Origin of the sequence: Frankia sp. Hr75.2, assembly GCF_949319125.1 — a bacterium.
GTDB classification, from domain to species: Bacteria; Actinomycetota; Actinomycetes; order Frankiales; family Frankiaceae; genus Parafrankia; species Parafrankia soli.
Genome location: NZ_CASGGV010000210.1, coordinates 1 through 23,726, shown reverse-complemented (window position 1 = coordinate 23,726; position 23,726 = coordinate 1). Strand labels below are relative to the sequence as shown.

At 71.4% G+C, this 23,726-nt stretch carries 10 protein-coding genes; 6 read left to right on the top strand and 4 right to left on the bottom strand.

The window, feature by feature from the left end; all coding sequences use genetic code 11:
• The first annotated feature begins 3 nt into the window (after nucleotides 1-3).
• The 6 genes from AC559T_RS15095 to AC559T_RS15070 all read left to right on the top strand — a co-directional run bounded on the left by AC559T_RS15095 (nucleotide 4) and on the right by AC559T_RS15070 (nucleotide 17,610).
• The gene (locus tag AC559T_RS15095) at nucleotides 4-6,957 is read left to right on the top strand and encodes an SDR family oxidoreductase (protein WP_498869137.1); all 6,954 of its coding nucleotides are present in this window, start codon (nucleotides 4-6) and stop codon (nucleotides 6,955-6,957) included.
• A 1,021-nt stretch (nucleotides 6,958-7,978) separates the two neighbouring features.
• Entirely contained in the window at nucleotides 7,979-8,299 is a 321-nt protein-coding gene (locus tag AC559T_RS15090) for a hypothetical protein (RefSeq protein ID WP_498869136.1), read from the top strand.
• Nucleotides 8,300-8,525: 226 nt separating this feature from the next.
• Nucleotides 8,526-8,870: an ArsR/SmtB family transcription factor gene (locus AC559T_RS15085; protein WP_498869135.1), complete on the top strand. Its 345-nt coding sequence runs from the start codon at nucleotides 8,526-8,528 to the stop codon at nucleotides 8,868-8,870.
• Nucleotides 8,871-9,689: 819 nt separating this feature from the next.
• Nucleotides 9,690-13,763, top strand: coding sequence for an nSTAND1 domain-containing NTPase (locus AC559T_RS15080; RefSeq protein ID WP_498869134.1), 4,074 nt, complete (start codon nucleotides 9,690-9,692; stop codon nucleotides 13,761-13,763).
• A 96-nt stretch (nucleotides 13,764-13,859) separates the two neighbouring features.
• A complete protein-coding gene (locus tag AC559T_RS15075; protein ID WP_498869133.1) occupies nucleotides 13,860-14,285 on the top strand; it encodes a hypothetical protein in 426 nt (141 codons plus the stop codon).
• Nucleotides 14,286-14,781: 496 nt separating this feature from the next.
• Nucleotides 14,782-17,610 (top strand): toll/interleukin-1 receptor domain-containing protein, encoded by a 2,829-nt coding sequence (locus AC559T_RS15070; RefSeq protein WP_498869132.1) that lies wholly within the window; start codon nucleotides 14,782-14,784, stop codon nucleotides 17,608-17,610.
• On the opposite strand, the gene AC559T_RS15065 is transcribed toward AC559T_RS15070, so the two are convergent.
• From AC559T_RS15065 to AC559T_RS15050, 4 genes are read right to left on the bottom strand one after another with little or no spacing between them, the layout of a single operon-like run.
• Nucleotides 17,586-19,997 carry a transglutaminaseTgpA domain-containing protein gene (locus tag AC559T_RS15065; protein ID WP_498869131.1) on the bottom strand — a complete coding sequence of 804 codons (2,412 nt, stop codon included), beginning with the start codon at nucleotides 19,995-19,997 and terminating at the stop codon, nucleotides 17,586-17,588. The genes AC559T_RS15070 and AC559T_RS15065 overlap by 25 nt on opposite strands.
• Nucleotides 19,998-20,017: 20 nt before the next feature.
• Complete coding sequence (locus tag AC559T_RS15060) at nucleotides 20,018-21,418, bottom strand: DUF58 domain-containing protein (RefSeq protein WP_498869130.1); 1,401 nt, start codon at nucleotides 21,416-21,418, stop codon at nucleotides 20,018-20,020.
• On the bottom strand, nucleotides 21,415-22,401 hold the full coding sequence (locus AC559T_RS15055) for an AAA family ATPase (protein ID WP_498869129.1): 987 nt from the start codon (nucleotides 22,399-22,401) through the stop codon (nucleotides 21,415-21,417). The genes AC559T_RS15060 and AC559T_RS15055 overlap by 4 nt, the downstream gene beginning before the upstream one ends.
• A gap of 47 nt (nucleotides 22,402-22,448) precedes the next feature.
• Entirely contained in the window at nucleotides 22,449-23,042 is a 594-nt protein-coding gene (locus tag AC559T_RS15050) for a hypothetical protein (RefSeq protein WP_498869128.1), read from the bottom strand.
• Nucleotides 23,043-23,726 lie beyond the last annotated feature (684 nt).

Here is a 23,726-nt window from a genome sequence, read left to right as displayed (position 1 = left end):
GACATGACAACCACCACCGCGGTGCGGACGTCGCCGCAGGTGCCTGTGGCCGTCGTCGGCGTCGGCGCGATCATGCCGGGCTCGACCGACGCGCCCGGGTTCTGGGACTCGATCCTGCGCGGCGAGGACCTGATCACCGACGTCCCGCGTTCCCACTGGCTCCCCGAGGACTACTTCGACCCCGATCCGTCCGTGCTCGACAAGACCTACGTGCGCCGCGGGTCCTTCCTGCCGCTCGTCGACTTCGACCCGACCGAGTTCGGCATCCCGCCGAGCATCATCCCCGCCACCGACACCGCCCAGCTGTTCGCGCTCAAGGTGGCCGACCAGACGCTGCGCGACGCTCTCGGCGACCGCTACGAGCAGGCGGACCGCGGCCGGTTCGGGATCATCCTCGGCAGCGGCAACCTCGAGCTCCTCAGCGAGATCTACATCCGGCTCGGCCGGCCGATGTGGTACCGCTCGCTGCGCGACCTCGGCTTCTCCCACCCGGACGCGGACCACATCTGCGACTACATGATGAAGGACTATCCGCGCTGGCAGGAGGCGACGCTCCCCGGCGGCCTCGGCAACATCGTCGCCGGGCGGGTCGCCAACCGGCTCGACCTGCACGGCGTGAACTACACGGTGGACGCCGCCTGCGCCAGTTCGCTCGCGGCCGTCTCCGCCGCGGTCAACGAGCTCGCCCTCGGCCGCGCCGACATGATCATCTCGGGTGGCGTCGACGCCCTGAACAACCCGTGCACCTTCGTCAGCTTCTGCCGGACGCCCGCGCTCTCGCCCACCCAGGACTGCCGTCCCTTCGCCGCGGACGCCGACGGCACGCTGCTCGGCGAGGGCGTGGCGATGGTCGCGCTCAAGCGGCTCGCCGACGCCGAGCGGGACGGCGACCGGATCTACGCGGTGATCAGGGGCATCGGCGCGTCCTCGGACGGCCACGGCTCCGCGATCTACGCACCGACACCGGGCGGCCAGATCCGGGCGCTGCACGCCGCCTACCTCGACGCCGGCTACAGCCCCGCGACCGTCGAGCTCCTCGAGGCGCACGGCACGGGCACCGTCGTCGGCGACCGCACGGAGGTCACCGCGCTGACCGAGGTCTTCGGGGACGCCCGCCGCAGCGACCACCGCTGGTGCGCGCTCGGCTCGGTGAAGTCGCAGGTCGGGCACACCAAGTCGGCGGCCGGCGCGGCCGGGCTGGTCAAGGCGGTCCTCGCGCTGCACCACCATGCCCTGCCCCCGACGATCAAGGTGACCGAGCCGAATCCGGACCTGGGCCTGGAGACCAGCCCGTTCTACCTGAACACGGTGGGACGTCCGTGGGCCGAGCCCGCGGATCATCCGCGCCGGGCTTCGGTCTCCAGCTTCGGGTTCGGCGGGATCAACTTCCACATCGCGCTGGAGGAGGCCCCGCGCTCCCCGGCCCCGGTGATGGTCGGCTCCCCGCCGGCCGCCGGGGCACTGACGCGGTCCGTCGCGACCGGGTCCGTCGCGACCGGTGCGGCGCTGAACGGCGCCGGGCCCGTCGAGGCGGCCGGACCGGTGGCGGCGGGCAGCGAGCTGGTGCTGTTCAGCGGTGCCAACGCGCAGGAGATCCTCGACGCGCTGCGCGCGGTCGACCTGCCCGACGAGGACGACCGGTCCCTCGACTCCGGCCGCACGGCGGCGCTCGCCTGGGCCAGCCAGCACCGCTTCGACCCCGGTCAGCCGGTCCGGCTCGCCGTCGCGGCCGTCGGCACCAGGCAGCTCGCGGCCCGGCTCGACCAGGCGGCCGCCCTGGTGGCGCGGCGTCCGGACGAGTCGTTCACGAACCCCGTCGGCGTCCACTACCAGGTCGACGCGGGCCGGCCCGCCGACGATGCCGGCGACCGGCTGGCGTTCCTCTTCCCCGGGCAGGGCAGCCAGTATCTCGGGATGGGCCGGGACCTGGCACTACGCCATCCCGCCGCCCGCCAGGTGTGGGACCGCTTCGGCGTCCTGCGGCTCGGTGACGGCGCTGCCGCCGGGGGCGCTGCCGCCGGAGGCGCTGCCGTCGGAGGCACTGTCGCCGACATGGTGTTCCCACCGCCGGTGTTCAGCGAAGCGGAGCAGGCCGCCCAGCGCGACGCGCTCACCGCGTCCGAATGGGCGCAGCCGGCACTCGCGGTGCACGAGCTCGCCCTGCTCGCGGCCCTCACCGACGTCGGCGTGCGGCCCCGCGCAGCCGCCGGGCACAGCTTCGGCGAGCTGGCCGCGCTGTGCGCCGCCGGCGTCCTGGACGCCGCGTCCCTGGTCGCGCTCGCGCGCCGCCGGGGCGAGCTCGTCCGCGACGCCGCCGCCACGGCACCCGGCGGAATGCTCGCCGCTGTGGCAACGCCCGCCGAGGTCACAGCTGCCCTCGGCGCACCCGAGCCCGAGCCCGGGGCCGGGGCCGGGGCCGGCGAGGCGGCCCAGGGTGAGCTGGGCCGGGACGTCTGGATGACCAATCTGAACGCGCCGCGCCAGGTCGTCCTCTCCGGCACGGCGGACGGAGTGGTGGCCGCCGCCCGGCGGCTGGCGGCCACCGGGATCACCACCCGCCGCCTCGACACGGCCGCCGGCTTCCACAGCCCCCTGCTCGACGGCGCGCGGGATCCGCTGCGCCGCTTCGTCGACGACCTCGAGATCCGGGCCCCCCGGTTCGGCGTCTACGCCGGCGCCGATGGACGTCCCTACCCGAGCGACCCGTGGGCCGTCCGCGAGCGCATCGTCGACCAGCTCACCACCCCGGTCCGGTTCGTCGACCAGATCGAGGCCATGTACGCCGACGGCGTCCGGACCTTCGTCGAGGTCGGCCCCGGCGGCACGCTCACCGGCCTGGTCGACCAGATCCTCGACGGCCGGGAGCACGCGGCGATCAGCCTGGAACGCCGCGGCCAGGACGGCGACGCGACGCTGATGTCGGCGCTGGGACGGCTGGCCGCCCTGGGCCTGGATCTCGACCTCGACCGCCTCTGGGCGGCCCGGGGCGTACCCGAGCGACGGGAGCCGGTGATGACCGTGAAGATCGACGGATCGAACTACGGGCGCTACTACCCGTCGCCCGAGCTGCTGGCCACCCCGGCTGTCCAGGAGACGTCCGGGGACGCCCGCTCGTCCAACGGCTTCGTCTGGAACGAGCCCGGCACCGTACATCCGGACGTCAGTTCCAACGGGCACGTGACCTCCGCCGCTCCGGCACCGGCGACCGAGCCCGCGCCGCCGACGGTTGAGACCGGGCTGGCGGCCGAGACCGGGCCGACCGGGGTGCACCCGGAGGCGGACGCCGGGGCCGGGGCCGGGTCCGGGGGCGGGGTCGATCCCGGGGCTGTGAAAGGTGCGGACACCGCGGGCCGGAGTGCGGCGGGCGGGGGAGCGGAGGTTGCCGAGGCAATGGCGCCACCCGACGGCGACACGCCCGGAGTGATGAGCGCGGCCCCCTTCCCGAGTCCGGCACCGGCACCGGAGTCGGCACCGCCGCCGCCGGCACCGGAGTCGCCGCCGGCACCGGGTCCGACATCGGGCCCGACATCGGCACTGGGGTCGGCGGCTCCGCCGGCCCTGGCCGCCGGTCCGGGGGAGCCGCCCACGCTCCGGCTGGCGCCCGGGTGGCCGGAGGCGGTCGAGCAGACCCACCGGCAGACCGCGGCGGCCCACACTTCCTACCAGCAGCTCATGACCGAGGCGCACCTGGAGTTTCTGCGCGTGACCGGCGCGGTGTGCTCCTGGCTGGCCGGCGCACCGCCCACCGACGGCCCCCACAGCCACCCGCGGGTCGTGGACGGCGTGAGCTTCGGACCGGCCGAGTCCTCCGCGCCGCACACTGTCGCGCCACCCTCTGCCGCGCCGCGCGGCCCCTCCACGGCCGCTGCCTTCGCCGTCACGGCACCGCCGCCCACGCCGGCTCCGCCTCCTCCCATGCCGACACCGCCGCCAGCACCGGCCACGCCGGCGCCGGCGGAGACAGGGGGCTGGGCCACGGCCGCACCGCCGACCCCGACCGCGGGCGGGCCGGCACCGACGGTGCCGGCGGAACCGGCACTCGCCACGCCCGCACCGACTGGCGGTCCTGCGCCGGCGGAACCGGCAGGTGCCGCCCCGACCGCACCGGCTACTGGGCCTGCGCCCGCGGCGGAACCCGAGGGCGGGCCGGCGCCGGCCGGGATGACCCCGGAGGAGGTGACGGACCTCCTGTTCGACGTGGTCTCGGAGCGCACGGGCTACCCGAAGGAAGTCCTCAACATCGACATGGAGCTCGAGGGCGATCTCGGCATCGACTCGCTCAAGAAGGTCGAGATCCTCTCCGCGCTGCGTCAGCAGGTCGGCGACGTCGCGGTCGACGTCAGCGAGACCGACGCGATCGCCGAACTCGCCTCGCTGCGCACCCTCGGCGAGGTCGTGGAGCTGATCCGGCAGCGCCTGGGCTCACCGGGCGGCGGCGACACACCCGGCGCCGACCCGGAGTCACCCGGCACCGGCCCCGCCTCGCCGGACGCCGATCCCGGCTCGCCCGGCGCGGGCCCGGACTCATCTGGCGCTGGCCCCGAGCTGGCCACCGCCGCCCCCGGGACGGCCGGTGGTGCCCCCTTTCGCCTGAGCAGGTTCGTCGCCGGCCTCGAGAAGGCGTCGGCACCCGGCCTGGCCATGCGCGGGCTGCGCGGGCGTCCACTGACAGTCGTCGACGGCGGCAGCGGGGTCGGCGCGGCCCTGGTGGACGAGCTCACCCACGCGGGCGTCGCCGCGGAGCTCGCGGTCGGCAGGCGGCCCGCGGCCGTTCTCACCCGCGCCCGCGGCGGCGTGGTCCTGCTCGGTGGTCTGGCCGGCCCGGACACCGCCGCCACCGACGGATCTCCCACCGGCGCCATGCTTGAGGTCCAGCGGGACGCCTTCAACTGGGCCCGCGCCGTCGCGGGCTCCGGCCTCACCGAGGACGCCAACCCGGGCGGCCGGGGCGCGGCCGTGTTCGTCACGGTGCAGGACACCGGCGGTGATCTCGGGCTCGGCGGGGCGCGTGGCGACCGGGCGTGGCTGGGCGGCCTGGCCGCGCTCGCCACCACCGCGGCCGCGGAGTGGCCCTCGGTGGCGGTGAAGGCCCTCGACTGCGAGCGTGCGGGGCGGTCGCCGGCGGCGGTCGCCGCCGTCGTCGCCGCCGAACTGCTCCGCGGCGGCGACACGCCCGTCGTGGCACTGCGCGGCGACGGGACGCGCCTGGTACCGGTCATGCTCCCCGCGGACGCCGCGCGCACGGAGCTGGAGATCGGCCCGGAGACGGTGATCGCCGTGACCGGTGGGGCCCGGGGGGTGACGGCCGCCGGCGTCGTCGAGCTGGCGCGCCGGCACCGGCCCAGGTTCGTTCTGCTGGGCCGGACGGCGCTGGCCGACGAGCCGCCGGGGCTGGCGGGGGCGCGCGACGAACGGGCACTCGTCCGCGAGCTGGCCCGGGTGTCGGGCACCGCGGGCGGCCCGGCGCGGCTGCGGGCGCGGGCCCGCGAGATCCTCGCGGTCCGGGAGGTCCGGGCCACGCTCGCGGCGCTGGCCGAGATCGGCGCGCCCGTCCGCTACCACTGCCTGGATGTCCGCGACGAGCGTGCCGTCGCGGCCGCGTTCGACGAGGTGCGGCGCGAGTGGGGTCCCGTGCACGGGCTCGTCCACGGCGCCGGGGCGCTCGCGGACAGGCTGATCGTCGACAAGACGGACGACGACTTCGCCCGGGTCTTCGACACCAAGGTCGGTGGGCTGCGCGTCCTGCTCGCGGAGCTCGCCGGCGACCCGCTGCGGCTGCTCTGCCTGTTCACCTCGGTCGCCGGCTGGTTCGGCAACCCGGGCCAGAGCGACTACGCGATGGCCAACGCGACCCTCGACCACGTGGCCTCGGCGTACCAGGCCGCTCATCCCGACTGCCTGGTGCGGTCGATCGCCTGGGGACCGTGGGCCGGCGGCATGGTCGGTTCCCTGCTCGCCGAGGCGTTCACCCGGCGCGGCATCCCGCCGATCCCGTTGCCCCGCGGGGCACAGGCATTCGCCGACGAGCTGACGGGCGCACCGGACGGCGCTCCCGCCACGGCCGCCGGGTCGACTCGCGTCATGATCGCCAGCTGTGACGCGAGCGTGATCGGCGGGGCCGGGCGGGGCCCGGCCGCGGGCGTCCTCGGTGAGCTCGCGGTGCACGCGGGCGCGCAGCCCTGGCTCGTCGACCACAGCCCGGCCGGGACGGCCGTCCTCCCGCTGGCGATGGCGCTCGACTGGCTGGCCCGCGGCGCGCTCGCGCTGAGCCCCGCCGCCGCCGCCGGCGTGACACTGCGGGACCTGCGGGTCCTGCGCAAGATCGCGCTACCCGAGCTGGCCCGCGGCGGCCACCGGTTCGCCGTCGTAGCGGCGCCCGGCCGCCAGCCGGGGGAAACCCTGCTCCGAGTGGACGGCGAGGGCGGCGTCCCGCATTACTCGGCGAGGTTCGGGCCCGACCGGTCGCCGCCGACGTCCGGCGAGCGGTGGCCGACGCCCGCCGGCCTGGTGGACCACCCCGAGGAGTCGGCGCGCCACCGCGACCGCATCTACGGCCAGGGCGCGCTCTTCCACGGCCCGCGTTTCCACGCCATCACCTGGCTGATGGGCATGTCGCCCGACGGCGCCGAGGGGACCGTGGTCGGCGTCGACGAGCTGGCGTGGGGCGGCGACGGCTGGTACTTCGACGTCGCCGCGCTCGACGGCGGGATGCAGCTCGCCGGCCTCTGGGCGTGGCGGGCGCTCGGCGGCGCCATCCCCGTCGCCGTGCGCGAGTGCCGGATCCACCGGCCCGGCCTGCTGCGCGAGCCGGCGCGCGGGGTGGTGCACGCCCGCGGGATCGACGGCGTCCACACCCACTGCGACGTCGCGGTGCTCGACGGCGACGGCGCCCCGCGCATCGAGCTGCTCGGCGTCGAGCTGGTTCTGCGCCCCGACCGCATGTCCCGCTCGCGCTGACCCCCGACGCCGGCCCGGATCCCGCGCCAGCACAGGCCCCGGGCCGGCGTGCCCACCGAGCCGATGTGAGTTGTCGCAGCCACTCCATGCGCTGGTGCCGCAACTTGCTTCGGCGTGGGCTTGAGCACGTAGTTGGTCCGTCGCTCCTTGGGAGGTGGCAAGGTCCGGCGGATCCGGCGGCTGGCCGATGTTGCCGTCGTCGACGCCATGAGCCGCTCGTAGCGGGCCTGTACTGGCTGTCCCGCTGCGGCGCCGCGCCGGCCACCCGCACGACCGGCCGTCTGAAAAGCGGAAGGTCGGCGGTTCGACCCCGCCCCTGCCCACCACCTCTGACCAGGCCTTTTGCCTCTCCGTTGAGATCAATTAGGTCGCCTGAAGATCGTTATGTAGCAACGGGTGTAGCAACCGACCGTGATGCAAAAACGGCGGACGGTCCAGGGTATACCCCCGTCGACCTGCGCAGATGCCGATTTATGACCGTCCGCTTTTGGATATCGAGCAGGCGTTGGCGAATGGCCTGCGGGCACTGCGACAGCCCGATGACCTGCGGCTTCGGGTCGCCGATCTAGATATCCGGCGATCCTCTGTTCTGCCGCCGTCCGCGGACGTTGCTACAGGGTTAGCGTCAGTCGTAGCTCGGCACGCTCTGCCGGGCGGGAAAAGTATCCCTGACCTGCGGCGATGTGCGAAGTCGAGGCCGATGACCGTCCGCTGCAGCGGCGGACGTTCCTGAGAGCCACCATCGCTGGCCTCCCCGCCGAAGGTGCATTACGGTTCAGAGAGATTGAGCCGCTCGGCGGCCAGGGGTGTAGTTCCCAGCGGAGGCTCGCCGAGTGGCCGGCACTCCGCCATGCCTTGGTTGGCTGCGCGCGGACCGCCGCAGCCCAGCTCCACGGCGAGGTTCTGGTACTCCACGGCCCGCCCCTCGGCCTGCGCACCCTCCGACTGAACCGCCCCGGGCGAAGTCAGGCAGTGGTCGAACCTCGCCCACCGCGCCCACGCCGACCTGCAGGCCACCGGCATGCAACTACGCGTCAACACGGGGGCCACCGGCATCGACGTCACCGGCCACCGCCTCGCACTGCGTGGCCCCGTAGGGCAGGAAGAACACCTGCCCTACGACAAACTGATCATCGGAACGGGGGCGTTGCCCGCCGTCTCCCCGATCGCGGGCCTTGCCGACCCTGGCGACCTGCTCACCCCCGCCGCCCCGTCCGACAGTCTCGGTCCGGCTGACGGGGTGCATCTGCTGCACTCCATGGGTGACACCCACGCGATCATGGCCAGCATCGACAAGCCAAACGCGTCGATACCTACGCCACTGCGATCTTCCACAGCATGACCGTCGACGACCTCTCCTACACCCCGCCCCTCGGCTCACCCTGGGACGCCACACAAATCGCCGCCCAGACCTGGAGCCGTGACCACCAACTCCCCCGCCCAACGCCAGGCACTCACCGGTAGGGCACGTCGTCCGCGACCGCGTTCGGTCTGATCGGTCCGCAGGTCGCGATACCCAACGACGCCCCGTTGCAGGACCGGCTCCTCGGCGTGCTGGGTCGACAGCCGTGACTCCTGGCAGCCCACCTGGCCCGGAGCTGGAGCCGGGCCAGGTTGACGCCGCGTTACGCGTCCTGGCCCGCCCCCGCCGCCGGGCGATGCTCCGACTCGCGCTCGGCGGCGAACGCACCGCCGGTGAACTTGCCGAGATCGCCGGAACATCCGCGCCGGATGCCAGCCGGCACTTCAAGGTTCTGCGTGAAGCCGGCCTGCTCACGATGCGCGCCGAGAAGACCACCCGGAGCTACCCGCTTGACCCCACCCGGCTGGCCGAGGTCCGCGCCGTCCTCGGCGAGTCCCGGGCCGACCGCCTCGCCGCGTTGAAGGTCGCCGCCGAGGCCATCGCCGCATAGGAGTCCCCGCGACGAAACACGGCGTGAAGGCCGTCGCCAAGGAGATCACGATCTACGTGCCCGTCATCCTGGGCGGTGTCTGGACGGTTGCCTCGAGCCCGGCGGCCCGGCGAGGGCTGTCAGAACTGTGGCGCCGTCACGTTGTGGAGGCGGCGTGCTCCGGCTCGGGCGGGTTCACAGGACTGTCATGGTCGACATCCCGGTCAGCGTGGGCACTGGCGCGAGTCGTCGATCAGGACTACCACGCGGTGACTCTGCGATCCATCCGCCCCGCGATCGACGCGCCACGGACCCGCTGACCTGTTCCCGCGCCCATATGACGGGAGTGGCCATCCGACAGGTCGGTCAACTCTACCGTTACGTTATGGTTAGTTTGTGGACGTCGCCACGCCCGCAGCCTGAAGTGACTCCGTTTCGCATGGTCGACGACCCTGCCGCGGCTTGGCTTCGCGTATCGCCGAGTGACTACGCCCCCAACGCAGTTGGCAACTTCGAGTTCGACGTGACGCTGAGCTACCGGCGCCTGGAGCGGCCTCGACGTGACCTAGCGACGTAGATAGTAGTAGTTATCTGCCTGTGGGTGACCACTCTCGGGTGGGTGCAAGCGAGTATGCCGAGCGGGTGAACGCTGCTGCACGGCTGCTGGAAGCCCAGCTTGCCCCAGAGTCAGCGGACCCGCCGGGCCACCGCGCCTGGACGGCAAATCCCGTCGAGTGCTCGCCATACGAAGTCACACCATGCCATACTGACAGTGAGATGCCTATGTTGAGTGCTGGGTGAACGGCCGGGGCGTTCTCGCAGCTACGGGGGATCCTGCAGATGGCACACGTCTTCATCAGCTATGCCTTCGAAGACCGGCAAACTGCCGAGGAAGTCCTCAGATGGTTGCGCGTGTCAGGCAACACCGCCTTCCTCGCGCACGATCTGGAGGTCGGGCTGCGGGTCGGCGAGGCATGGCGTGAGCGCCTCTACGCCGAGATCCGTCGCGCGGACGCGCTTGTCTGCCTCGTAACTCCGGCCTTTGTCTCGTCGCCATGGTGCGCGGCCGAGCTCGGAATAGCCGGCGCGTACGGCGTACGAATTCTTCCGGTGCGCGCGGCGAAGAACGCCAGCCACCGTCTGATCTCCTCCGGAACACAGTGGGCCGATCTGGACGCGGATCCCGTCAAGGCGCGCTCCCACCTCGTCGAGGCACTGCGCGGTCTCACGCCCGGCGGAGCGGCCAGATGGTCACCGGGGCGCTCTCCCTATCCTGGCCTGCGTGCCTTCGACGCCGGCTACGAGAGAGTGTTCTTCGGGCGTGGTGCCGAGACCCGGGAACTCGCGGAGCGGCTCCGCGCGGCCGCGGAGACCGGTCGCGGCATCCTTCTCGCCGTGATCGGGCCCTCGGGGTGCGGGAAATCCTCCCTGATGCACGCGGGCCTGGTTCCCACGCTGGCCTCCGACAGCGCGTGGCGGGTTCTTCCGTCGCTCGCCGCAGGAGCGGACCCTCGCACCTCACTGGCGAGGGTGCTCGCGGCGGAGGGGCAGGAGCACGGTCTTCCCTGGACCTTCGACACGGTGGCCGAGTCTCTGGACGCCGGAACTGGGCTCGACGGGCTCGTCGACGAGCTTCTCGCGGCCACCGTGCCAGCTCGCCGGCTCCTGGTCCTCGTCGACCAGGCGGAAGAGGTGCTGCTGCAGCGTCCCGGAGTCGAGCTGGAACGCTTTGCCGCCGTCCTCGGGAGCGCAATGTCGAGCGGACAGTTGCATGTTGTCATCACCCTGCGCTCCGAGTACCTCGACCAGCTTTCGAGCCTGGCCTCCAGCGTGGGAGTACCGGTTGCCACGTCGCTCCTGGGACCTCTTTCGACAGAGCAGCTGCCTCTGGTCGTCACGGAGCCGGCGAGAGTAGCTGGCATGTCGATATCCGACGGCTTGGTCGCGCGGATCGTCGAGGACACCGGAAGCGGCGACGCGCTCCCACTTCTTGCGTTCGTACTCGAACGGCTCGCGGACGGTGTTGGTCAGGGCCAGACGTTGTCAGCCGACAGATACGAGCTGCTCGGTGGTGTCCGGGGAGCGTTGTCGCGACAGGCCGACCGTGCCCTGTCGGCCGCTCGCGCCGCCAGTGGCCGCTCGGCCGAGCAGGTGCTCACCAATCTCTTGCGTATGGCTTCGGTGGATGTCGGCGGGCGGTTTACCCGCCGTTCCGTCGACCTGGCGGACTTCTCGTCCACGGCCCGCGTCGAGTTAGACCAGTTCGTGCACGAACGCTTGGTGACGGTCAGCGCGGACGATGGTCCGCCACGGGCCAAAATAACCCATGCCAAGATCCTCACGGACTGGCCTCCGCTCGCGACGGCTCTCACGGAGGCGGCGGCCCGCGTAAAGATGCAGGCGAGTGTCGAGGACGCGGCCACGGAATGGGTCGAAAACGATGAGTCGGCCAGCTTCCTGTGGAACCTGGACCGGGCTTCCACTGCTGCTCGAAGCGTCCGGACAGCCGACCTGAGCGCGGCTGGACGACAATTTCTTGAAGCTGGCGTGCGACGTGGGAAATGGCGTCGTAGACGGACGCAGGCGTCTCTGGTCGCTCTCGCCTCGTTGATTATACTCGGCAGTACCGGCCTTGTCCTCTGGAGAAGCGCGGCAGACCGCGAGTCGGCGATCAGAAAGGCGCGGCTGGCGGCGATCGCCGATGGTCTGCTCGCTCGCGCGGACACTACCAAGACGACCGACCCGAGGGCGGCGCTCCGCCTGGAGGTCGCGGCAGACAAGATCTCCCCGAGCCAACGGACGCGGTCTGAACTCCTGAGTGGCCTGGCAGGCGTGCCTCTCCTGCATTCGAGCCTTGTCGGTCACGCGGGGCGACTCCGGTCGCTCGCGTTAAGCGACGATCTCCACACCCTCGCGACCAGCTCTGACGGGGGATCCGCATTCCTGTGGGACATTAGCGACCCGGACGACCCGAGGCAGGTCGCCGGGCCCCTCGACAATCACACGGGTGGTGTCTCCGAAGTCGCGTTCGGCAACGACAGTGGAACACTGGTCGCGGGAGGCCAGGACGGGACCATCACCATGTGGGGGATCTCGGACCCGCTTCATCCTCGCGTCCTCGGGCAGCCGTTGTTCATCGGGGACGAGAACGACCCGTTTCGGTCCCTCACGAGCATGGTCATCTCGATAGCCGTCAGCGACGACGGGACGCGACTGGCCGCTGACAGCCTGGATGGCACTGTCGCGTTTCTCGACATCGGCGACCCGGCTCACATCAGAGAGGTCGGAAAGATTTCGCCGGAGGAGTCTGGCGGCCCATCGTCGATCGCGTTCAGGCAATCGCACCTGGTTATGGTCGGCGCGAAGGGCCAGATATCGCTCTGGGACGTTCACGATCTGGTGCACCCGCGCCGCGTGGCCGATGCGCTCCCGGGGCAGGAGGGTGGCAGCAGCACGATAGCCATGAGTTCCGACGGTTCGGTGCTCGCGACGGGGGGCGCTGACGGGGCTGCTGTTCTTTGGGATATCGGTGATCTGGCGCACCCGCGTCGTCTGGGAGACTCGTTCGTGGGTCAGGTAGGCGCCCCCAACGTGCTGGCTTTCAGCTCCGACGGTTCGGTGCTCGCGATGGGCGGCGCTGACGGGGCTGCTGTTCTTTGGGATATCGGTGATCTGGCGCACCCGCGTCGTCTGGGAGACTCGTTCGTGGGTCAGGTAGGCGCCCTCAACGTGCTGGCTTTCAGTCCCGACGGCACGAGGCTGGTATCCGGGGGAGACGACGGCTCCGCCATTCTCTGGGATGTCCACGATCCCCGACGTCGTGCCGGCCCGATCGCCAGTAGTACGAAGAAGATCTATTCGGTTGCGTACAACGCCGGTGACACCGTTCTCGCCTCTGGGGGCGGCGATGGCATGGTCGTCCTTCTGGACGTGACTGACCGGGCGCATCCGCGTCGGCTGAGCAGCTTCAGCATGGGGCAGCCGGGTGCCGTGACGACTGTAGCCTTCGATGGCTCACGACCGATACTGGCGACAGGCGGGATCGACGGGTCTATTGCCTTCTGGGACGTGTCGGACCCCGCGCATCCGCGCCGCATGAGTGACGTCGTGATGGCGAATAATCCGCAGGCAGTCCTGGAGGCTGCCCTGCCGGCGGCGGTTCTGTCGATGACGTTCAACGATTCGGGAACGCTGCTGGCGGCCGGAGGAGACGATGGCGTCGTGCATCTGTGGGACATGCGTGAGCCGAGACACCCGAGGCTCCTGGTGGGCAGCCATGTCCAGGAGAGCGATTTCGTCAACGCACTCGTCTTCAGCTCGGACGGAAAACTCCTCATAACCGGAAGCGCCGACGGTTCCACGACCCTCTGGAGTCTTGAGGATCCGGAGCGTGCGGCCCGGGTGGGTGGGGCTGACCTGGACCCCAAGGTCTGGGTCAGCTCACTCGCTCTCGACGACACTCGGCACATTCTGGCTGTCGGAACGATCGATGGCGACGTCGTTCTGTGGGACATCGGCGATCCGCGTCGGCCAAGGCAGATCGGTGACCTGATCATCGGCGGAGACGGGCAGGCTTCCGCGATAGCGTTCGATCCCGCTACCGACGTGTTGGCTGTCGGAAGCTCTGGTGGGACGGTCGCTTTCTGGGATGTCACTGATCCCGTGGCCCCCAACCGGCTCGGAGGTCCACTCGAACTAGGAGGCTCCGGAGTCGAAACTCTTCAGTTCGACAGGTCGGGCGACACGTTGGCGACCGGCGGGGAGAATGGTGACGTGTCGCTGTGGAACACCGGAGATGTTCGACTCTCGAACACGGACGCCGTCGCGCTCGCATGCCGGAAGGCAGGGCGAGGTCTTACCGAGACGGAATGGCGGCATTTCATTTCCGACCTTTCCTACCAGCGGACCTGCTGACGGTGCCCGTGGCGGGTTGAGGAGGGTCTACTCGAAGCCAGGTGCCGGTCAACTGTAGCCCAGGAGATGAGAATGTGTCGTTTGCGTGGTCTCGCGGTGACTGGCCTGCTTGGGTTCGCCGTCGCGTTTGCTGGCTGCTCCGCCAAGGAAGGCACTTCTGGCGCGGCTTCCAGCACGAGAAGCGAGACGGCTGGCACCAGGACGGCGGGCACGGCGGCGTCAAGCGCCGCGGTTACCGATATCGACGGCAGCGACGACGTGGCCATTACCGCCTGCACGGTCGATTCGGCGACCGGGTGGATGAGCGTCGAGGTCACCGTGACCAACCACGGCTCGCAGAAGGGCGACTACGTCATCACGATCGCGTTTGATGCGGCCGATGGGCGGCAGATCGATATCGGAATGGTCACTGTTCAGGCACTCGCCCCTGGTCAGAAGTCCGAGCAGAGGGCCTTCTCCTACGAGGACCCGGTGCCGGGGTTCACCTGCCGCGTTGAGGACGTGTTTCAGCTTCCGGCCTGAGAACGTCGAGTGACTTTCTGTAACGCCATGAGCGCGCAACGTTATCACGTCCCGACTCGAGGCGCTTGAGCTCAGCGGGCCTCCGCGCGAGGGGCACTGCTGGCGCCGCCATGCCGCTGATTATTGGCTCTTCGCAGTACGCCGGAAGTCGTGTTCGGTCGATCACTAGCAGTTGCGGTCGGCGATGAGGCAGTGTGGCCGCAAGCCGTATGGCAGCCTCGCGGCTTGGGTATCGGCAACGCCCTGACCTAGCTCTTCGGCGACGAGCGCCACGCCGACCGCACTCCCAGCGACGTAGCCGGGCCGCAGATCGTCACCCTGCAAGCGCCAGCCCTGTAGTCGTCCGACTACAGGTTCCGGTCAACTGCGAAGAGCCTGATTATTTCGTCAGTTCGGCCGCCGGATCGCCGCTCGTGAGGTCGGCTGGAAATCCATCCCGCCCGGCCGGCCGAGCGAGGCACTGTCACGGGCGATGCGATGAGAGCGGGGGGTATCGGTGCGGGGGAACGTCGCCGCGGAGTCCAGCGGGCCGTCGGTGTTCATTTCGTATGCGCGTGCGGACGCGGAATTTCTCCGGACCGTCGTCGACGAGCTCGAGCAGTACTGCCAGAAGGTGTGGCTCGACACGCGCAGCCTGCCACCTGCTGAGCAGTGGAAGAAGGTCGTCCAGGCCGAAATGATCACGCTCGATGCTGTGGTTTTCCTGGTCAGCCCAGCCTCGTTGGAGTCCCGCCACTGCCGCTGGGAGATCGCGCAGGCCGTCGCCCAGAAGAAACGGATCGTGCCGCTGTTTTACCGCGACCCGGACCTTGCCCTGCTGACCGGCGAGTTCGATCCGGTCGCGGGGATCACCGGCATGTGGGTCCCGCGGGACGGCTGGGAGGGCGCGATGTGTACCGCCGTCATGGTCGACTGGAAGCTGAGCCACCGGCAGGCCGAGCTCAACGGCCGGGCGATGGGTTGGCCCGACGGCGGCCGGGGCCGGCATCTGCGCGGCCGTGAGCTGCGGGAGGCCGTCGAACTGCTCGCCGAGCTCGACCGCCACTTGGTGCTCGCCGCCAGCGACCACCAGCGGGCGTACGTGGCCGAAAGCCAGCGCGTCGTCCGCCGCAGCCGCGTACTTGCGGGCATCTCCGCGGCCATGGTGACGATCCTGCTCGCCGGGCTGGGGGTGTACGGCCTGCGGCGAACGCAGGATGCGGCGGCCAACCGGCGCGCTCAGGAGGCTGCGACGCTGGCTGAACGGGCCCGCGACACGCTGGGCACCGACCTCGCCGGCAGCCTGCTTCTCGCGCTCGGCGCGGTGCGGAAGGCCGACCTGCCAGTCGCCAGGGCGGCGCTGGTCGACGCCTTCGACGCGGCCGGCGTGCGGCGCATCCTGCCGAGCACGGGGGCCAGGCACGTGGCCGCGAGCCCGGATGGCAGCCTGCTGGCCGTCACCGCCGAACGCGATCTCTACCTGTGGAACCTCGAGACCGGAGCGGCGGTCTGGGGGCCGCTGGAACTGGCCGAGGAGCTTCAGATCGCGTCGTCGGTCGTGTTCTCGCGCGATGGCAGACAGCTGTTCGCGATGGACAGCAACCGGATGCTGTGGCGCATCGACGCGGCCACCGGGAAGATCATCGAGAGCCGTGAGATCGAGGAACAGAAGGGGCAGGTGAGCAGCGGGGGGACGGCCCAGCTGAGCCGCGACGGCACCCAGCTAATCGTGTCGGGAATCGATGCGTATGGCGAGGCGATCGACGTAGTGGACGTGGCGACCTTCTCCCTTGTGGCGCGGTTTGAGGTGCGAGAGAAGATCAGGGGTATCGATCCGCTGCCCGGCGGGGAGATAATGGTCGGCACGCCCAACGGATTCATCGCGCTCGACCCGCTGTCAAAGCAGCAGCGTGACCTTTCTCTTCCGCTTCCTTTTCCGCTCCCGGCCGCGTGGTGTGGAACAGGACGGTGTGGAGCTCAACGGACTCTCAACGCGGCCGGAACCAGGGTCGTGTCAGCCGGCGAGACCGAGCTGGTGCTGTGGGACCCGGTCAGTGGCCAGCGGCTCGCCACCTTCGGGTCGTTCGAGCCGGGCAGTCTGCGGGATGTCGAGTTCGCCCCGGCCGGCGACCGCCTGGTGGTGACGACGGACGACAACACCATCGAGGTGTGGGACACCTCCGCCGAACCCACGAGCATCAGATCGGGGATCAGACTGCCCGAGGTGGGCAGGACCATCTTCGCGGACCCGGACACCCTCGTCGTCACGGGGAGTGACATCTTCGTCCTCGACGTCACCGGGACCTTCGGGCCGGCCACGCCGGTCGCCTGGCCATCGGGGCTGGGGGCGGCCGTCGAGAAGGTCGCGCTCAGCCCGGACGGCTCGCGGGCCGCCGTCGAGCTGGCCGGGGACAGTCCTCCGGGCGGTCCGCGTCCCTATGCGGTACTCGAGGTCGGGCCGGGCGGCGCCGAGGTCATCTGGCGCGGCGACGCGGACGTGATGCCGGCGTTCAGTGCTTCCGGCCGGGCATTCGTGACCTCCCGTAATCGGATCCACGCGGTCTGGGATGGCGATAAGCGGCGCGAGTGCCGGATCGCGGGCCAGGACATCCTCGACGGACCGGCGGCGCTGGCACCGGGCGGGGACGTCCTCGCGGTTGCTGACGGGCGCGCCGTGCATCTGTGCCGGCTCGCCGACCAACAGGTGCGCACGGTCGAGGTCGACACGGATTTCATCTCGGTCCAGGCTATGGCGTTTAGCGCGGATGGCAGCCATCTGCTGGCGAGGGACTTCATCTATCGGTTGCCACCGCGCTGGGTTCAGCGGGTGAACGTGGCAGAAGGGAGGACGGACGGCCCGGCAGTCGACCTGCCCGACGCGGGTGCCGTGGTCGCCCAGCCGGACGGGGAGGGGTTCGCGGTCGTTGGCGGTGGCTCAGGCAGACTGGTGATCGACGAGTTCGATGGTGGGCCGCAGCTGGAAGGCATGGAGGTCGAAACCGCGGGACTGGGCGCGCTGGCGTTCAGCGGCGACGGGTCGATGCTGGCCGCACTGGTCGGGCAGGCGTCGGTCGCGGTGCTTGCGGTGGACGGAACTGCACTGTCCAGAATGATGCGGTTCTCGGTACCGGAGGACACTGTCGATACGGTCGCCTTCGGCTTCTTCGGCACCAGATCTGTCGTGACGGCCACGAAGTCCGGCGCAGCGATCTGGTCCGTCGATCTCGGCCCTTGGCGGACGCGGGCGTGCGAGGTGCTGCGCCCCGTTCTGGACCACCCGGACTGGGCCCCGACCCAGGAGAGCGGGAAGATCCGGATGGACTACCGCGGCGTCTGCGCCGACTGAGCCGATCGCTGGTCGAAGCGCTGGTAGAGGAGACGGCGGCCGGGTATCCGGCGCGGTGCCAGCCGGCTGCGCAGCCGGCGGAGCCGGGTCCTCCCATCGCCCCGGGCTGAGGCACGCCGGTAGTCGGCGAGGTGCCGGTGCGCCGCGGCGACCTCGTCCGCGCCGACGTCGCGGGTACTGAACAGTGCTGCGGTGACCGCGTCCGCGAGCCCGTCGGCCGCACGGGCGCTGCGCGGACTGCCCGCGATCGTGCCGCCGATCATGGCGACGCGGTGGTGTGTCGCCCTGCGGGGCACCGCGGCCGCGCGGATGTCGAGGTCGTCGAGGAAGTCCTCCCACACGGCGACGAGCCGGCGTCGCTGGGAGCCGACCCCGTGCCGGTGGCGGTGCCGGCGCCGGACCGCCGGCGCCGCCATGACCACCAGAAGGTACCCGGCGATCACCCCTCCGGCGGCCGCGATGAGGACCTGCCACCACGGCCACGGGTTGGGCGCTGGCCGGAGCGGGGTGACCGGGACGATCTCGTCCGGCGGCTGGTCGCGCGGCGGAGGCGGCGGATCGTCGGGTACCGGCCGCTCGGCGGGGCTGGTGGCGGGTGGCGCACCGCTGCCGTGCGCGGCGGCCTCGCGGACCTCACAGCTGGCGACGCCCGGCGTGGGATGGAAAGGCAGCCATCCGGCGCCGGTGAACGCCACCTCACCCCAGACCAGGAGGTCTTCTCCCCGGACCCGCCGCACACCGTCGTGGTCCGCCGGTGGCACCGCGAAGCCGACGATGAGCCGCGCCGGAAGGCCGAGTGCGCGGGCACCCAGCACGAACGCGGTGGCGAACTGTTCGGGCCCGCCGCATCCGCCGTCGGTCAGGAAGGCCTCGATCTGGCCGGACGCGTAGCCCAGGGACCGCCCTTCGGGCAGCGGACGGCTCAGCCCGTAGCTCGACCTGAGATGTTGGGAGAGCTGGTAGGCGACCTCGTACGGACTGCGGGCGGTGGCGGTGACCGTCCGGGCGATGTCGACGAGCACGCTCGGTGTCGGCGGGGCGGGCTGGATCAACGGGGCGACCTCCCCGGTCGTGGCGGCCGTCAGCAGCGCCAGACCGCCGGCATACGCGCGCGGCGACGGTCCCGGCACCGACACGACGCTGTAGCTGGGATCATCTGTGACCGCGCCGAGCGCCGCGCCGTCGACGCCGAGCATGCCGGTTGTCGGCTCCACCCAGAGCGGCCCGCCGCTGCGCTCGACGCGCACCGGGCGGTCGATCGCCGGCAGGTACGGGCCTTCAAGACCCCTGATGGTGATGTGCTGCACCACGGTCCCGGTCCCGGCCCCGAACTCGGCCTCCGCCCCGGCCTCGAACTCATCACGCCCGCCGGCCGCCGCGAAGCCGCCCGGCTCGGGGATGCCGATGCCGACCCGCAGGAAGCCCTCGTCCCCGGAGGACCATGCCCTGCCGTCGTACTGATCCAACGCGGCGAGGCGAACCGGGGCCGCCACCGGGTCGGCCGACTCGGTGACCAGCTCGAACAGGACATGACGCGGGTCGGCGAGCCACCGCGGCACATAGGCCAGGGGATCCGCGGCAGTGGAGAGGTGCGCCGGACGGCGGCGTCCGTCCCGCGGGTCGAGAGGTGTGCGGTCGGCCGCGCCGGCGAGGAACGGAGCCAGCACGACCGCCAGGGCAAGCAGCGAGACGGCCGGCGCGACCGACCGGACCGCGCGCATACCGCCGGGACGCACGCCACTGCCCGCCGTCGCGTCGGGACTGACGGCGGTCCAGGCCTCGGTGGAGGTCACCCCGTCCGCGGGCTGCGGCGGGTTCCACCGCTGGCGCCGGGGTCGTGCCACCGTGCCCAGCAGCCCGGCGGTGGCGATCGCCGCGGCGCCGGCAACACCGGTCGACCTGTCGGGCTCCACGACGAACACCGCTGCCACCAGCGCGATCGCCGGAGGAAGGAGATCCACAAGTCGCGCCGTCGTGCGCACAGCCAGTTCGGCGGACAGCCCGGCGGCGAGTGCCGTCAGCACGAACGGCACGACCACGAGGTCCGCGGTGGGCGGCGCGGGCAGCGTCACGTCGAGCATGCGCTCCCAGCCGTCGACCGCCGCACCGGCAGCCGCGCAGACCGGGCCGACTGGGCCGCAGGAGGAGCCGTCGTGGCGGAACAGCAGGACTCCCGCGCCCCCGAGTGTCACCACCAGCCAGGACGGAACTGACACGAGCACCCGCACGGGCACCCGACCCGACCGGATGGTCAGGACGGCGACCACGGCCGGGGGAAGGAGGGCCGCGGCGGCCACGTGTGCCAACCAGATTCCCGCCGGGAAGGCGTCGAGGAACACGGTCCCTGACGCGAACCCGGCGACGGCGGCCAGAGCCAGGCGCGGCACGATCTCGCGGCCACCGCGGCTCACCATCCGCGCGTCTCGGCCGCGGCCGACAGCGGAACGAGCGTGGACAGGCCGGCGGCCGTGTCCGCGGTCACGACGAGCACCGGGGTGACACCAGGCGGACCGAGCGGGACGATCTCCGCGGTGGCTGCCCCAGCTCCCGTGCCCGCCGCCGTGGCCGCTGTTCCCGTTGCTGTGCCGACCTGGATCACCACGACTCTGCGGAACCTGGTGAGCGCGATCTCCTGTAGCCGGCCCTGGCCGATCTCACCACGCCCAGTCACCAGGACCAGCGCACCGGCTGCCCCGGACGGGCCGGGCCCCCTGCCTGCCAACACGGCGATAAGATCATGATCTTTGGCGTGACGGCCGCCCGCGTCCTTGCCGCCGGGGTCGTTGCCACCGGCGTGGCGGGACCCCAGGCTGCGGCTCGCGGCGACGCGCGGACTGGCGCCGCCGAGCGGCGGGAGGTCGGCCAGCCGTCGTAGCAGGGCGGTATGCCCCGCACGTGATCGAACCCGCAGCCCTCCGGTCGTGCGCAGCTCGATCCGGTCGGCGGCCCGATGCGCGGCGACAACCGAGGCAGCCGCGTCCACGGCCTCCTCGAAATCCGCGGCCGGATGGACATAGACATCCGGCCGCTGGTCGAGGACGACGAGCAGCCGCACATCGTTCTCGCTGACGGTCTGGCGCACCAGAACGGTTCCGGCGCGGGCGGAGGATGGCCAGTGGATGCACCGGGTGTCGTCACCCCACTGGTAGCCCCGCAGAGTGTGGAAGGCATCGCCGTACGGCCGGAATCTGCTCCACAGGCGCTCGCCGTCGTCACCGCCAAGCCGTTCCATCCAGGGCAGCCCGTGCACCGCGGGAAGAACGGTCAGTCCTGTGCGTTCGCCGGTCACCCGCTCGCAGCGACACAGACCGAGAACGTCCTGCCTTGTGATCAACGGAGCATCGATCCAGTGCTCACCGCGTCGCCGCGGGATCAGCGACAGGACCAGCTCACTGCCTGCGACTTCGCCGGTGGACACGACCGTGTCTGTGGAGGCGGCTGCGCTGGTGGAGGCGGCTGCGCCGCGCACCGCCGGCACGGGGCACTGGAACCGTTGGTCGCCGACCTGGATCGTCAGCGTCATGCCGGTGGCTCGTCGTGCGGCCCCGCGGCCGGCCGGGGTCACGATGATCGGTAGCGCGGCAACCGAGCCCCTTGCGACCTCCGGGGCAAACCGGCCGGTTCGCGCTGTGATGCTCGGCGGGCGCCAGACAACCGGCACCGCCGCGGCCAGCGCACCAAGGCATACGACCGCCCACAGCGCCAGCGCCGAGTAGCCCGTGGCCGGCGTTCCGGCCGCGGCGACGAGACCGGTCAGGGCGACGCCCCATCCCCGCGCGGTCAGCCCGCGGCGCGTCGGGCCGGTCACCGCACGCCACCAGGTGCTGATGGCGGCCGGACGTCGGACAGGGCCTTCTCGATCAGATCGGTCGCGGTCACACCGGCCATCGCCGCCTGCGTGGTCAGGATCAGCCGGTGGGCCAGCACAGGATCGGCCACCTTCTGGATGTCGTCGGGCAGCACGAACTCACGCCCCTGGGACGCCGCGCGGACCTGCGCGGCGCGCAGCAGCGCGATGGTGCCCCGCGGGCTCACCCCGAGCCGGACGTCGGGCAGCGAGCGGGTAGCAGCGACCAGCTCGACCAGATAGGAACGCACCTGCGCATCGATGTGCTGGGCGCGTGCGACCGCGGCGAGCCTGGTCACATCGCCGGCTGACAGCCGCGGCACCAGCTTTTCCGGAGTACGGCCCTCCAACCAACGGGCGAGGACGTCGAGCTCGGCCTGGTGGTCCGGGTATCCCAGCCGAACCCGCATCAGGAACCGGTCGAGCTGCGCCTCCGGCAGCGGGTAGGTGCCGTCCATCTCGACCGGGTTTTCGGTGGCCACGACCAGGAAAGGCCGGGGGACGGGGTGGCTGACGCCCGCGATGCTGACGCGGCGTTCCTCCATCACCTCGAGCAGGGCCGACTGTACCTTCGGCGCGGCGCGGTTGATCTCGTCGGCGATGACGACGTTCGCGAAGACCGGGCCTTCCTCGAACTCGAACAGGTCGTCGGAGCCGTCCCGCCGCCGGAGCACCAGCGTGCCGGTGATGTCCGACGGGAGCAGGTCGGGGGTGAACTGGAGCCGCCGCACCGAGCCGCCCACCGACGCCGCCAGACATCGGGCCAGGACCGTCTTGCCGACTCCGGGAACATCCTCGACGAGGAGGTGGCCCTCGCACAGCAGGCAGGCGACCGCCAGGGCGACGGTCTCCCGCTTGCCGCACACCACGGTGTTGACATTGTCAGTCAGCTCGTGAAAGGCCTCGGCAAACTGTTCTGTCCGCTTTCGGTCCGGTGCCGCCATGGTTCCCCCGTCTGCTGTCGCGGTTAGCGATGAATGGCCTGTTCCGACTACTCCTGCTCGAGCGGGACCTCGACCGGGGGCCCCTTGCCGGCTGGCCCGACAGCTGCCACCGTCAGCTGCCAGGTGGAAATGTGATGACTGAAGGGGACCGGCCAGGAGAGTTCGTCGGTGGTGAAGACATCCGTGCCCGGGGCGTCCCCGTCAGGCAGCGCCAGGACGTAGCTGAACGTGATCTCGTATTCGATCTCGCCGCCGCCGGAATCCAGCGGGGGCTCCCAGGAAACGTCGAAATGAAGCATGGACGGGTCGGGCACCTGGGCGCTGATCGCTTTCGGGTGCATTACCGGGCCGGGCGCGACGCAGCCCCGCCCGCTCGCGGACACGGCATCGGATCGGCCGCCCGGGCCGACCGCGACGACCTGCACAGAATGTGGATCGCAGTCGTCGACCGGCACGGTCACGGTTCCCGCTTCCGCCAGCACCCCGACGACCGTGCCGTCCATGGCCACCTCGTAGCTCGTGGCCTCCCCGCCGGTGGAGCCGGGCACCACCGACACGGTCAGCTCACCCGAGCCTGCCTGGACGGACGCGGTGGGCACCCCCGGTCGCTGCGCCGGCTGGCTGGTCGGCGGACTAGTCACCGGCGGCTCGGTAGTCGTCGGCGGGGATGTCGTCGCCGACGGGGGTGTCGTCGCCGGCGGCTCCGTGGTGGGGGGCTCTGTGGTGGGCGGCGCTGTGGTTCGCGGTGGGGGTGGGGGCGTGGTCGTTGGTGTGGTCGTGGCCGGTGGGGCGCTGGACGGGCCGGCAGGTGGCGGTTCTGTCGGGGGAGGCGAGCCTGGTGGCGAGCCGGCCGGCGGGGTGGTGGACACCGGCGGGGTGGTCGACAGTGTCGGGGCGGTTGAGGGCGGCGGCACCGCGGCAGGCGGTGTCGTGCGAGGCGGTGTCATGGCAGGCGGCGGTGTACCCGGTGGCGATGTGGCCGGTGGCGGTGATGCAGACGACGGCGGTGCCGGAGGGAGAGGAGGGGAAGATGACGGAGAGGCAGACGTTCTCGCGCTGCCCGTGTTCTCCCGCGCTGCCGTCGGTGGGGGCGCGCCGGGTGCACCGATCGGCATGTCGGGGGACCTGTGGGGGAGGGTGGGCGGGACCGTGCTGCTGTCGCGGTACTTCTCGAACAACGTCGTGCGGCCAGCTGGGTCGATCACCGCGGCCTGTCGCCCGTAGGGATCATTGATCCAGACGAAGCCGTCGACCTCGACGAGTTGCACTGCGCCCGGCACCGTGGCCTTCAGCGAGATCGGGGCGAGGAACCGGCCGGACGCCGA